This window comes from Nitrospirillum iridis (genome assembly GCF_014205765.1).
Classification (GTDB): domain Bacteria; phylum Pseudomonadota; class Alphaproteobacteria; order Azospirillales; family Azospirillaceae; genus Nitrospirillum; species Nitrospirillum iridis.
The window spans coordinates 138,622-152,122 of record NZ_JACIIZ010000009.1 but is presented as its reverse complement, the minus strand read 5'-3'; the positions used below and the strand labels follow the sequence as shown (position 1 = coordinate 152,122).

The following is a 13,501-nucleotide window of genomic DNA, read 5'->3' as shown; positions in this document are numbered from 1 at the left end:
CGGATCAGGCCAGGGCCTTGGCCATTTCCGTGGTGGGGGCCCAACCGGCCTGTTCGTACAGCGGCCGGCCGGCGGCGGTGGCGTGCAGGATGGTGTAGGTGACGCCGCGCCCACGGAATTCCGTCTCGGCCAGGTCCATCAGCCGCCGGGCCAGCCCCTGGCGGCGATGGCTGGGTTCGACATAGACGTTCAGCACATAGCCGCGGCGCCCGTCCTGCGGATGGGCGGGGTGGGGGGGCCAATCGAGCTCCATCAGGCCGATGCCGGCCACCGGCATGCCGTCCGCCCCGTGCAACACGAAGCCAAAATAGCGCCCATCCGCCAGGCGGGGGGCCAGCCAGTGCCGGAAGGGTGCCGCCATGGCCGCGATGGCGTCTTCCCGCCGGCCCGCGTCGCGGAACATGGCGGCGCGATGCCGGCACACCAGGTCCAGGTCTTCCGGCGTCAGTGGGCGGTGCGTCAGCATCATGGCGCAAGGGTCCTTCCGTTACGGGGTTCCCTTGTAATCCCGAGGCCGGCGGGTTGGCCAGGCGGCCGTGGGCCGAATCAGGCGGTGCGCACGCCGCCCAGGAATCCCGCCACATCGCCTTTCAGCCGCTCCGCCCGGTCGGTCATCGAGGTGGACGCCTGCCGCAGGTCGCCGGCCACGGCGCTGGACTGGTCCACCGCCGCGCGCACGTCGTCAATGCTGGCGGTGATCTGGTGGGTGGCCATGGCCACCTCCTGCACGTTGCGGGCGATCTCGCTGGTGGCCGCCCCCTGTTCCTCCACCGCGGCCGCGATGCCGGCGGTGATGCCCCCCATCGTATGGATGACGTCTGAAATGCCGCGTACGCCGGCCACGGCCGCACGCGTCACCGTCTGAATTTCCCCGATCTGTCGGGTGATCTCGTCCGTCGCCTGCGCGGTCTGGCCCGCCAGGTGCTTTACTTCCGACGCCACGACGGCGAAGCCCTTGCCGGCCTCGCCCGCCCGGGCCGCCTCGATGGTGGCGTTCAGGGCTAGCAGGTTGGTCTGGCTGGCGATGGCGGTGATCAGGCCGACAATCTCGCCGATCTTGGCGCTGGCGGCGGCCAGCACGGCGATGGCCTGGTCGGTCTCTTTCGCCTTGGCGATGGCGTCGTTGGCGATGGTGGTGGACTGGGCCATCTGGCGGCTGATCTCGGAAATGGAGGCCGACAGTTCCTCGGCCGCCGCCGCCACGGTATTGATGCCGTTGGACGCGTTCTCCGCCGCGCTGGCCACGGTCGCCGTCTGGCGGCTGGAATGCTGTGCCGTCTCCGTCATGGTGACGGAGGTGGTGGCCAGGTGGCCGGCCGCTTCCTCCACGGCGTTCAGGCCGGCGGTGGCGCGACTGTCAAAGTCATGGCACAGGCGTTCCACCATCCGCGCGCGGTCCAGGGCCGCTTGACGGCCGGCCGCGGCCTCGCGCTCGGCCGCCCGCGCCTGGGCGGCGTTGTCGCGCAGCACCGTCAGGGCCGTGGCCATCGCCCCCACCTCGTCCTGCACGCGCGGTGCGGCGATGACCACCTCAAGGTCCCCCTCGGCCAGACGGGTGATGGCCTGGGTCAAATCCTTGATGGGCAGGGTGACGCGGCGGCGCAGCACCCAGGCCACCAGGGCGGTGATGGCGGCGACGAAGGCCAGGGTCAGGCCGCTGAGACCAAGGCGCCAGCGGGCCTGGGCCAGGGCGTCGCGGTTCAAGTCGCGCGCCGTTTCCAGGGCGCGGTCCCGTAGGATCAGCGCCTTGTCCAGCATGGGGCTGGTCCAGGCGCGCCAGGCCGCGTTGTCCATGGGGCTGGGGCCGCCGGTGCGCGCCGCTTCCAGAATGGCCTGGTAGCGCGGTTCCCCCTCCTTCATCAGGGTGCTGTCTTCCAAGGCCAGGGCTTCGGCCAGCTTGGCCGGGCTGCCCAGATTGGCCACGGCCTGGCTTTGCAGCCGCCACAGCGTCGCCACTTGGCCGGTCAGCTGGGTGGCGGTCTGCAGCCGCTTGGCGTCCAGGGCCTGGCCGGCCTGGAACAGGCTGAGGATGGCGGATCGCGTGCCGGCGGCTGTGCGCAAGTCCTGGGCCATGCCGGCGATCTGCATGGGGATGGTCAGGGCCACGGCCGAGGTGGCGGTGCGGCGGAAGGCCAGATCGGCGACATGGTCGATGGTGGCGGCGGCGTTGGCGATGCCGTCCTGCATGCGGCCGGCGCCGTCGGCCGGCCGGTCGGTCTTGGCCCTGCCGGTCGCGGCGCGCGCGGCCGCGCGCATATCCGCCAGCAGGGTTTCCGCCTTGCCCAACGGGGCGGGGTCCAGACCGGCCGTGGCGGCGCTGACGCGGGCCGTTACCAGGGCCGCGTCGGTCGCCGCCATGGCCTTGCCCTGGGGCGAGTCCGTCCCCAGCTCCGCGGCCGTCTCCGCGCTGAAGGCGGCGTTCCAGGCGCTGCGTTCCGACGCCAGCAGCGCGCCCAGCCGCAGCGCGTCACCATAGGCGGCCAAGCCATGGCTGGCGTCGGCCTGGCGTGCCAAGTCGCGCGCGGCGACAAAGGCGATTATTCCGGAAAGCGTGACGGCCAGGATGGCGATGCCGCCGATACCCGACAAAACGGTCTTGCTGATGTTCACGGGGACGGGCCTCCGAACAAGCAGGGTTTGCCATGGCGATGCCGCCGATCAGGCGTGCGATATATCGATAGAACGTCAAAGTTAAAGGAAGATGAACAACACCGCTTCGTCGCCACCTGCCTGGATTGGTGGCGCCCCCCACTATTTACTGCCAAAGATAGCATTGCCGCGCCCACTTGTCCGGTGTTCGCGGGGAATGGCGCACGTATAGTGGATTTCTGGGTATGGTTAGGTTCGATGGCTTGAGCGTGGATGAGGCAGGCGTGACCCGGTCGGAGCGCGAAACGGATCGCATTCGTGCGCTGGAGCATCAGGTGGAGCGCCTGGGCGAAGTGGTGCTCACCCAATCGCTGCTGGCGGATTCGGACCTGGATCTGGACGCTTTCATGCAGACGGTGGTGGACCGCCTGCAGCGTCTCATGCGGGCCAAGGGCGCCGTGGTGGAACTGGCGGAGGGCGAGGACATGGTCTACCGCGCCGCCAGCGGGGCCGTGTCGCAGTTCGTGGGCGTGCGCCTGAAGCGCAAGGGCAGCTTGTCCGGCTTTTGCGTTGAAACCGAAAAGGTCCTCATGTGTGAGGACAGCGAGACCGACGACCGGGTTGACCGCGACGCCTGCCGCCTGGTGGGCGTCCGCTCCATGATCTGCGCCCCGTTGTTCGAGGCGGGGCGGGCTGTCGGCGTGCTCAAAGTGATGGGCACCGCGCCGGGGGCCTTCACCACCGAGGATGTGGCGCTGCTGCAGATGATGGCCAAGGCCCTTGCCGGGGCGTTGGGCAAGCAGCTCAGCTTCCACGAGAAGCAGATGCTGCTGGAGGAGCGGACGGCCACCGTCGCCCGTCTGGAGGTGGAGGTGGGGGAGCGCCGCCGAGCCGAGATCGCCCTGCAGGCCCAAGCCCTGGAAATGGCGACGCTGGCTGAACAGCGCGACCATGCCCGCTTGGCCGCCGAGGCGGCCAGCCGGGCGAAATCCGAATTCCTGGCCAATATGAGCCATGAGATCCGCACCCCCATGAACGGGGTGCTGGGCATGGCCCAGCTGATCCTGGACACCAAGCTCGACAGCGAGCAGCGGGTGCTGGCCGCCGCCATCCACGACAGCGGCGAAATGCTTTTGTCCATCATCAACGACATCCTGGACGTCTCCAAGCTTGAGGCCGGCAAGGTCGAGCTGGAGGAGATCGACTTTTCCATGGATGAGATGGCGGACGGCGTCGCCATGCTGCTGTCACCCAAGGCGGCGGAAAAGGGCCTGGATCTGGTCTGTTACGTGGAGGATGCCGCGCGGGGCGCCTTTCGTGGCGACCCCACCCGCCTGCGTCAGATCCTGGCCAACCTGGTCTCCAACGCCATCAAGTTCACCGGCAGGGGCACGGTGGCCATCGAGATCGGGCTGGAGCCTCGGGCCGTCAAGGGGGCGGATGGCAAGGCCCTGCTGCGCATCGCCGTCAGCGATACCGGCATCGGCATTCCCGAGCAACAGCGCGTCCGGCTGTTCCAAAAGTTCAGCCAGGCCGACAGTTCCATCACCCGCCGCTTCGGCGGCACGGGCCTGGGTCTGTCCATCTGCCGGCAGTTGGTGGAACTGATGGGTGGGGCGATTGGCGTGGACAGCGCCATGGGCCAGGGCAGCACCTTCTGGTTCACCGTGCCCTTGCAGCCGGTGGCCGCCACCCTGGTCAGCCGCGACTCCCTAGTGGACGGCATCAGGGGGTTGCGGGTCATGGTGGTGGACGACATCCCCTTGCACCAGAAGATCCTGGCGCGCGCGCTGGGGGACCTGGGCCTGGTGGTCAGCGTCGCCGATGGCGCGGGCTCCGCATTCGCGGCGCTTGAGGAAAGCTGGGCGGCCGGCGCGCCGCCGGACATGGTGATGGTCGATTTCTCCCTGGCCGATGGCCGGGGCGACCAGCTGGGCCAGCGCATCCGCCAGGATGGACGCTTCGCGGAAACCAAACTGGTGCTCATCTCCTCCTTCGGGTTGATGGATCGGGGTAGCGCCGATGTCGACGTTTTCTCCGCCGTGCTGGCCAAGCCGGTTCGCCGCCAGACCTTGCTGGACGTGCTGAGCCGCCTGTTTCTAAGTCAGGTGGCTGCCGTTCCGGCCAAATCCGACCCCCAAAAGGCTGGTGTGGGCGCTGGCCGGCGCGTGCTGCTGGTGGAGGACAACCAGATCAACCAGCAGGTCGCCCTGCTGATGCTGCGCAAGGAGGGGTATGAGGTCACTCTGGCCGAGGATGGCGAGGAGGGGGTCAAGGCGGCGACCGCGGCAGGCGCCGTTTACGACCTGATCCTGATGGACGTCCAGATGCCGCGGATGGACGGGCTGGAGGCGACGCGTCTCATCCGGGCACGCCAGGACGGTCCGCGGGTCCCTATCATCGCCCTGACGGCCAACGCCATGGCCGGTATGCGCGAGGAATATCTGGAGGCCGGGATGGACGACGTGGTGGCCAAGCCTTTCGACCAGCGTAAATTCCTGGCGGCCGTCGCGCGGTGGGCTGATGCGTCGCCCTACGAGCCCGCCCCCTTGGCGCCGGCGGCGCCCGTGCCGACGGCACCCGTGCTGGACGACGCGGTACTGGAGCGGCTGGAGCTCATTGCCGGCCGGGAGCAGTTTCTCAGCCTGATCGGCAGCCTGGTCACCCATGGTGGGGAACGTCTGGAGCGCGTGGCCACCCTGCGCGCCCGGGGTGATGTGGACGGGCTGCGCGCCGAGGCCCATGATTTGATCGCCACCGCCGGCAATGCCGGCTTGAAGCAGTTGCAGGCGCTGGGCGAGGCCTTGCATGCCGCTTGCGCCGCCCCCAATCGGCAGCGCGACCGTATCCTCTCCCTCGCTGACGCCGCCGTCACAGCGGGGCGCTTGGGGTGGGCCGCCGTGGCCCGGCGCTTTGGGCCGTCAGCCCATGCGGCGCCGTCGCCGAAGGCTGGACAGGATTGAATGGCAAAGAAAAATGGCGGTTTGCGCCGCAATGCGAACGCCCGCCTCTGGTTGACATGAATGCCCAGGCTCTATAGGTTTATTGCCGAATTTCCTTAGTCGAACGATCAAGATTCCTTAAAGCCGTCTATTTATAAGTAAATGATCCAATGTGTCTGTGTATGTCTCCGCGGAATTGCCATCTATAAGGAATCGGAAGAAGGGATATTTGGTTGGATGAGCAGGAAAGCCGTATAGCGGAACTTGCCCGGGCGTTGGCGGATCGGGATCTCGACATCCAGCGTCTGAGCCGGCTGGCAGATGAACGTTTGGAGATTTTGCGCCAGCAGGCCGGGGAACGGGACGCCCTGCAGCAGGAGCTGGCGCTGATCCACGGGTCGCGCAGCTGGCAGCTAACCCGCCCATTGCGCTGGGCCCTCCGTCGGGCGGGGCAGTTCAAGACCGTCCTGCGGACGGTGAGCGGTACGATGCGCCGTCATGGCATGCTGGCGCCGGTGGTCGATGGCGTCCGTCTCTATCGGGACCATGGCCCGAGCGGTTTCAAATTCTGGCTTTTGAACGGTGTGGCCCCGGGCATGGCCCCTGGGCCCAACCCCTTATCTGGGGTGCCATTAGGCGATATTCGTGGGCCGGACGGTTATGTTTATCGCGCTTTGCGCCGACCGTTCGATCTGGACCTTCGCCTGAAGGACCTGTCGATCACTTTTTCCATCGTGGTCCCGGTCTATAACACGGCGCCGGCCCTGCTCGAGGCCGCCATTCGCTCGGTCGAAGCGCAATGGTATCCCCACTGGCAGTTGGTACTGGTGGACGACGCCAGCACCGATCTGGCCACCCGCGCCGCGCTGGATTTGCCGCGCGATCCACGCGTGACCGTCCTGCGATCCCCGAAAAATCAGGGTATTGCCGGGGCCACCAACGATGGATTGGCCAAGGCCACCGGGGATTTCATCGTCTTCCTGGACCATGATGACGAACTGACGGCCGACTGCCTTTATGAGCTGGCGCTGTGCATCGCGGCGCACGATCCCGATTTCGTCTACAGTGACGAGGACAAGATCACCGAGGACGGCCGCTACACCCAGCCCTTCTTCAAGCCGGACTGGTCGCCCGACACGATGATGAGCACGATGTACACGTGCCATGTCAGCTGTGTCCGGCGTAGCCTGGTCGAGGAGCTGGGTGGCCTCCGGTCTGAATACGATGGCTGCCAGGACTGGGACTTGGTTCTGCGGCTGTCGGAAAGGACCACCCGCATTCAGCATGTGGCCAAGGTCCTTTACCACTGGCGCATCATTCCGCAGTCGACGGCCGCCGACTTGCAGGCCAAGCCCTATGTCGTGGCCGTTTCCGAACGGCTGCGGGCCGATACCCTGGCCCGCCGTGGCCTGAAGGGCACGCTGGAGCCGCTGCCCCAATTGCCTGCATACCATCGCGTTCGTTATGAGATGCGTGGCACGCCCACCGTATCCGTCATCATTCCGTCGCGGGACAATCAGGCCGTGCTGGCCGCATGCCTTGAGAGCATCCGTGGCAAGTCCAGCTACGATCGTTATGAAATCGTGGTTGTGGACAACGGCAGCCGGGAACCCGCCACCCTGGGCTATCTGAACCGGATACGGTCCTGGCCGGGGGTGAAGGTCATTCGTCATGACGCGCCGTTCAATTATTCCGAGCTGAACAATCTGGGCGTGGCGGCGGCAGCCGGGGACATCCTGCTGTTCCTGAACGATGATACCGAAGTGCTGACCCCGGACTGGCTGGAACGTATGGCGGGCTTCGCGCAGCTGGACCATGTGGGGGCCGTGGGTGCCAAGCTGCTTTATCCCGGCGGTAGCGAGATCCAGCATGCGGGCGTCCTCAATATCGACGCCGGTCCCAGCCACGCCTTCCTGCGGCACAGCCCGGACCATTACGGCTATTTCCTGCGCAACCTGCTGGAATACAATTGGTTGGCGGTGACGGGGGCTTGCCTGATGGTGGAGCGTCGCAAGTTCGAGGCGATTGGCGGCTTCGACCTCAGGCTGCCCGTGGCCTATAACGACATCGATGTGTGCATGCGCCTCTATGAGGCCGGGTACTACAACGTGATGTGCCAGGCGGTGCAACTGATCCATCATGAATCCGTCAGCCGCGGCCTGGATTTCGTGTCCAGGGAAAAAATGGAAAGGTTGAAGCGGGATCGGGATTGCCTGTTCGACCTGCATCCCGATCTTTTCCAGCGCGACCCGTTCAACAATCCCAACCTGCATCCCAACGGCATCAATTTCGAGATCGTGTGATGACGGCCATGAATGAGAATTTCGCCCTGGAGACGGTGGCCCTCTCCATCGGCGTCGCGCGGGATGCCGGATCCGCAAGCGTGGGCGAGGGGATGCGCGATGCCATATTAACAGCGGCGGCGGTTTCCTTCGGCTTCTTCGGCACCCTTTTCCATCGGTCGATTGCAACGGCGGATGAGGTTTTCGCCATCCTGGGGCGCCGCTTCGACCTACCCGAATTCCCGGCCTTGCGCCGAGCGGCGCAGGCGGAGGCCGTAGAGCGTATGCGGCAAGCCGGCCGTCGCGAGATCACCCTCGCGAATATTTACGACCGCCTGCCGGTGGAACCGGCTTTGGCGGAGGCCTTGCAGGCGGCTGAGCTGGCCCTTGAACTCGATGTGCTCCGTCCTGACTTGGTGGCCCAAGCCGCCTTTCACCATGCCTTGGAGCTTGGCCGGCCATCGCTGATCATCGCCGACACGTATCTGGGCCGCGCATTCATTCGCGAGGCGCTGATCCGGCATGGTCTTGACCCGGTGGCCCTCTTCATTTCCAGTGACTGCAACGCGACCACGCGCGGCGGTGATCTTTTTGACTTGGCCGCCGATTACTTGGCGATGCCGCGCGATCGGTTGCTGCATATCGGCGGGGACTTACAGGCGGAAATCGCGCAGGCCGCCGCCAAGGGGTTCGCCACGTTCCACTATCGCTGTCCGGCGCCGCCATCTCCGCCAGCGACGGTTGAGACAAAAGCGACGGCTGAGCCGTTGGCACCGCGAGAGTTGGGATATCAGGTCAGCGGCCCTGCCGCTGTGGGCTTTCTGAACTGGCTGGAGCGCCAGGTCAAAGCCGACGGAATCAATCAGGTGCTGTTCCTGGCGCCCGGTGGCGGCCTCCTGGAGCGCATCGTCAGGGAAAACCCCGGGGCATGGGACCTGCCGCCATGCGCCTCATTCCAGGGGTCGCACCTCGCTTTCACCCTGGCGGCGATGAACGACCAGAATTTCCAGGGTCACTTGCCTTTCCTGGTCGCTGACAGCGATGGTTTGGCCCCCTATGAGGTGCTGGAACGTCTCGGCGTGCCGGCGCTGGCGCCCGAGGTGATGGCGGATTACAATTTGGGCGATGACGTCCAACTTTCGACGGCATCGCACGTCCGGCTGCTGCATTTCCTGTATGAGCTCCGGTTCGAGATACTGAAGGTTTGCCGCCGCAACCGCCGCGGCCTGTTTGCGCAGCTTAAGCAGCTGGAGGCGCGGCGCGGCGCCCGGGTAGCGCTCGTCGGTCTGGATTGGGACGGCGCAACACAGGACGCGCTGGAGGTTGCCCTGCAGGGGCTGTTCGAGCTGAATATCCACGGGTATTCCCTGTGCCGGGCGATCACCGGTACGCAAGCAGGCGCCTGGGCGCCGCCACGACGGGCGGACGCGCTGCTTTCCACCCGGACCGTTGCGCCATCCATCATTCACCGGCTTTATGAGAACCGGCTTTTGATCGACCTGCTTTTCGGTGCCCCTCAGGATGCCATCATCGGCCTGGATCCGGGTGTCGGCCGGGTGGAGGTCGTGAGGGATGAACGCTGGGAGGCGACGGGTCGGCGGGCCGCCGTCATTTCCGCCTTGACCGACGGGGCGATGGCATTCGCCCGGGACCACGCCGTGAAATTGAGGACATCCGTTCCGCCGCCAGCGGTGGAGATGGCCTGGCCTCTTGTCGAGTTTGTGAGGCCGGGCGCGTTGCCGCTGGACGCGGAAATAGGCTCGCTGACCAATGTCAATGCCTGGACCGGAACCCGTAACCGGCAACCGGCGCTGCCGCATCAGCATCCCTGGTCATCCGCCCATGGTTCCGGCCGATAGCCAAAAGCCCATGTCGAATCCCGTGCTCCGGGCAGGCTATAGCTGAGTCTGTTCACGAGCAACTTCACGCTCAAAGGCGATTTCACCTTTGGGCGATCTGCTCTATCGCGCTTGCGCGCCGATTAGCCGCGGTGGGCGGCCTCAGCCGCCGCCAGGAACAGGTGGTAGGGGGTGCTGCCAGGCAGGTCCCGCATGCTGGGCTTGCCCGCCTCGTCCTGGGTTTCGATCCAGTGCCCCGTGTCCATATCCAGGAAGGCCGTTTGAAGGTGGAGCGCCAGACGCTGGACCATGGCGTCGGCGGCGTCGCCCGCCGGCGTCCCCCGGTGGCGGCGAGCCTGGGACAGCGCGGCCTTGATCGCCTCGGCCACCGGCCAGATGCGGCGGGTGCGCTGGACAGGCGTGCCCATGGGATCCATCTGGTCCATGATGCCGCCGTCGGGTAGGAAGCCGTGAGCCACAGCCTTGGCGAACAAGGCGTCGGCCAGGGGCAGGACGGTGGCCTCACCCCCCTGTCTGACATAGCGATCCAGCAGCCAGGCCCATTCGAAATGGTGGCCCGGTTCCACGATGTGTCCCGTGGCCGGGGCGGGCTGCCAATCCTGGGTGAAGAATTCGCCCAAGGTTTGGGTTGTCGCGCTGTAGAAGCGGTTGCGGAACAGGTGCACGACCGCCGTGGCCTCTGACAGCCAAGTGGCGTCCCCGGTGAACTCATGCAGGGCCAGCAGCGCCTCCAGCAGGTGCATGTGGGGGTTCTGGCGGCGCGTGGCGCCATTCAGTGTCCACTCGGCGCTGGCACTCTCCGCCAGGCCGCCCCAGCCGCCATCGGCCAGCGCGGGCATCGCCAGCCGTTGGCGCATCACCGACCATGTTTCCTGGGCAAGCGTCACGGCGTTGGGCGCGGCGAAAGCCGCATGCGCATACGCCAGGCCAAACATCACGAAGGCGTGGCCGTAGAAGTCCTTGGACGGATCCAGCGGCTGCCCGTCCGATTGCGCCTTGAAGAACCAGCCGCCATGCCTGTCATCCCAGAAATGGCGTACCAGGAAATCATACCCCCGCTCCGCCGCCGCCAGTCCGGCGCTGTCGCCCAACAGCGCGGCGTGCGCCAGGACATACAGCTGACGAGCCTGCACCATGGAGCGCTTGTAGCCCAGCGGCAACGGCCGCCCCGCCGCGTCCAGACGCTCATAGAAGCCGCCATGCGTCGTATCCGCGAACCGTTGGTGGCAGAGGGGCAGTAGACGGTCGAAAGCGTAACGGGTGAAGGCGGTGGACGGTGGCATGGGATGCCTTTGATCTTAGGGGGGGCTTAGGTTAGGGCCGGGCGGGCAGGGCCATGGTGAAGGTCAGCGTCAACTGGTCCGCCGCCGGCGCGGTTATCGGTGGCGTGGTGGTCGGCGCCGCGGGCGCCGGGCGGTGCCCGTGGCGTGCAGTCACGGCTTTGGGGGCTGCGGGCGGGGTGATGGTGGTGCCGCGCACCGCCAGCATCGGCTGGCCCGCCCGGCCGTGCAGTTCATACAAGGTGGGCTGGGCGGAGGTCAGGGCGGCGCTGATCTCCAACGCCTGGATGCGTGCCATCGTTTCCGGCGCCATGCCCTGGCTGGGCGGCGTGGTGTTGGCGATCGCCGTGTCCACCTGGTCCACGGGGGCGGTTCTGGGGCAGGCGCCGGCGGGCAGGTCAGGCGTCTGCGGCGTGCACGTCAGATAGCGGGCCAACAGGGCGGCGGCGGCGGCCAGCTTCTCCCGCCCCTCAGGCTTCAGAGCGGCAGCACCGGATGCAAAGAACTGCGGGGCCGGCAGCCGCAGGATGCCGTTGGCGGCATCCGCCGTTGCCTCGATATGCCGGGCCGCGAGATCCTGGCGCAGCGCTTCCACCATGCGGGCGCGCTCCTCCATGATGGTATCGATGGTGTCCTGGTAGGTCTTTTCGGCGGGCTGATCTTGTGTCTTCGTCGCCTCTTCGATGTTGTACATCGACAGGGCCATCAACATGATCAGGAAGATGAAGACGATGCCGGCCATGAGGTCGGACATGGAGGCGAAATAGCTCTCCTGATCCTCCCCGTGCGCCCTGGTTCCGCGTCGCATGGCCGCACTCCGCCTTATGATGCCTGGTCGGCGGTATCCAGCGAGGCTGGGGGCGGCACGGGGCCATGCTCTGGCGGAGAGACCGCCATGGCATTACCGGGGGTGTCCTCCTGGGCCCAGTTGCCCATCAGGCGGTGGGCGGAGATCAGGGGGAAACACAGCTCGATCGCGCGGCATAGATCGTCCAGCGCCGCCTGCACCTTGCGCTGCCAGTGGCGCACGGCCATGGAGGTCACCAGCGAAGCGCCGATGCCCACAACCGAACTGACGAATTTCATGGTGGAGGCGGCCAGCAACTGGCCCAAGGCCTGGCGGGCCTCCGCGAGATCGCCCATCTGCAAGCCCTTGCTGGCGAAATACAGTCCCGCCACCAAGCCCAGAAAGGTGAACATCAGGCCCACGCCCACGAAATAATTGGGCAAGGCGACATAAAAGCGGAAATCCAGACCCCGGCTCTCCATCGCCTCCATGGAGAAATACTCCTGGGGCCGGATGGTGGAATAGACGCGCCGGCCATTCCCCCGACCGGCATCCAGCAGGGTGGCCTCGAACATCCGCCACTCATCCATCAGCAGGGGGCTGGATTCCATCAGCCGCTTCATGGAGGCGATCCGGCGGTCGTTCGGTTCCGACATGATCGGCAGGGCGGAGCCGGTGATGTGCTTCAGCGTGTCCAGGGTGCGTCGCACCTGTCCACCCCAGAATCCGCCCAGCAGGCCCAGGCAGGCCAGCATCATGCCCGCCGCCAGCACCAGCGCGAACTCCGGCTGGCCGAACAGCTTGAGATAGACGACGGCCAGCGGCTTGGCCACTTCACGGATCGTCAAGAAGAACGAGGACATGTCACCGCCGGCCTGGGCCAGCTTGAACACGATGACGGCAAGCATGACAGCGATGCCTGCCCAGACGTATTTTCTGACCATGATCGACGGTTTGTTCCGGGATGTCCCTGCGGGGAAGAACTGGTGGAGCGGCGGCTATCAGGTGTCAGCCAGCGACTGCTGGTAGATGTCCGCAACCTCGGCCAGGGGACCGTATGCGATGACGTTGCCGTTGCGCAAGTACAGCCCTTTGTTGCACCACTTGCCCAGCAGATCCAGCGAATGCGACGCCAGCACCATGAGGCTGGACCGTTGCACGAAATCTTCCATGCGCTTTTGCGCCTTCGCCAGGAAGTGGCTGTCGCCGGCCGCCAGCCATTCGTCCATCAGCAGGATTTCCGGCTCGACGCATGTGGACGCGGCGAAGGCCAGACGCAGCATCATGCCCGCTGAATAAGTCCGCACCGGCATGTCGATATAGGGGCCGAGTTCCGTGAACTCGACGACCTCCTCGACATGGCCCTGCATGTCCTTGGGGTGGATGCCCATGTACATCCCGCGCAGCATGATGTTCTCACGCCCCGTGGCTTCCGGGTTCAGGCCCAAGGACACGTCCAGCAGGGCGGAAATACGACCTTGGATGTGCAGCGCGCCGCCGGTCGGTTCATAAATCCCGGCCAGCGTTTTCAGCAGCGTTGTCTTTCCCGAGCCATTGGGGCCGATCAGGCCGACGCGGTCGCCCTTCTCGATCGACAAGGTCAGATGGTTCAAGGCGCGAACCTGGATGCGGTTTGACGCATCCCGGGCCAGGTTGCTGCCGACCAGGGGGGCTGAGAAGAGCGCCTTTTTCAGCGACCGTCCGCTGGCCTGGTAGATGGGAAACTCGACCGTCAGGTCTTGCAAATGCAACGAGGCCATAA

At 66.0% G+C, this 13,501-nt stretch carries 9 protein-coding genes; 3 read left to right on the top strand and 6 right to left on the bottom strand.

What is annotated here, in order from left to right:
• Positions 1–4: 4 nt before the first annotated feature.
• Positions 5–469, bottom strand: coding sequence for a GNAT family N-acetyltransferase (locus tag FHS74_RS16840; RefSeq protein WP_246463190.1), 465 nt, complete (start codon positions 467–469; stop codon positions 5–7).
• Positions 470–546: 77 nt separating this feature from the next.
• Positions 547–2,610 (bottom strand): methyl-accepting chemotaxis protein, encoded by a 2,064-nt coding sequence (locus tag FHS74_RS31170; protein WP_184802624.1) that lies wholly within the window; start codon positions 2,608–2,610, stop codon positions 547–549.
• Positions 2,611–2,834: 224 nt separating this feature from the next.
• On the opposite strand from FHS74_RS31170, the gene FHS74_RS16830 reads away from it, so the two are divergent.
• The 3 genes from FHS74_RS16830 (at position 2,835) to FHS74_RS16820 (ending at position 9,672) form a co-directional block, all read left to right on the top strand.
• Positions 2,835–5,552 (top strand): hybrid sensor histidine kinase/response regulator, encoded by a 2,718-nt coding sequence (locus FHS74_RS16830; protein WP_184802622.1) that lies wholly within the window; start codon positions 2,835–2,837, stop codon positions 5,550–5,552.
• 212 nt (positions 5,553–5,764) lie between these two features.
• On the top strand, positions 5,765–7,834 hold the full coding sequence (locus FHS74_RS16825) for a glycosyltransferase family 2 protein (RefSeq protein ID WP_211106355.1): 2,070 nt from the start codon (positions 5,765–5,767) through the stop codon (positions 7,832–7,834).
• Positions 7,835–7,842: 8 nt separating this feature from the next.
• Complete coding sequence (locus tag FHS74_RS16820; RefSeq protein WP_184802620.1) at positions 7,843–9,672, top strand: hypothetical protein; 1,830 nt, start codon at positions 7,843–7,845, stop codon at positions 9,670–9,672.
• A 122-nt stretch (positions 9,673–9,794) separates the two neighbouring features.
• Here the strand turns inward: FHS74_RS16820 and FHS74_RS16815 are convergent, their stop codons facing one another.
• From FHS74_RS16815 to FHS74_RS16800, 4 genes are all read right to left on the bottom strand, one after another.
• Positions 9,795–10,955, bottom strand: coding sequence for an AGE family epimerase/isomerase (locus FHS74_RS16815; protein ID WP_184802618.1), 1,161 nt, complete (start codon positions 10,953–10,955; stop codon positions 9,795–9,797).
• A gap of 31 nt (positions 10,956–10,986) precedes the next feature.
• The gene (locus FHS74_RS16810) at positions 10,987–11,760 is read right to left on the bottom strand and encodes a hypothetical protein (protein ID WP_184802616.1); all 774 of its coding nucleotides are present in this window, start codon (positions 11,758–11,760) and stop codon (positions 10,987–10,989) included.
• A gap of 14 nt (positions 11,761–11,774) precedes the next feature.
• Positions 11,775–12,647, bottom strand: coding sequence for a hypothetical protein (locus tag FHS74_RS16805; RefSeq protein WP_184802614.1), 873 nt, complete (start codon positions 12,645–12,647; stop codon positions 11,775–11,777).
• A gap of 93 nt (positions 12,648–12,740) precedes the next feature.
• Complete coding sequence (locus tag FHS74_RS16800) at positions 12,741–13,499, bottom strand: ABC transporter ATP-binding protein (protein ID WP_184802612.1); 759 nt, start codon at positions 13,497–13,499, stop codon at positions 12,741–12,743.
• Positions 13,500–13,501: the final 2 nt, after the last annotated feature.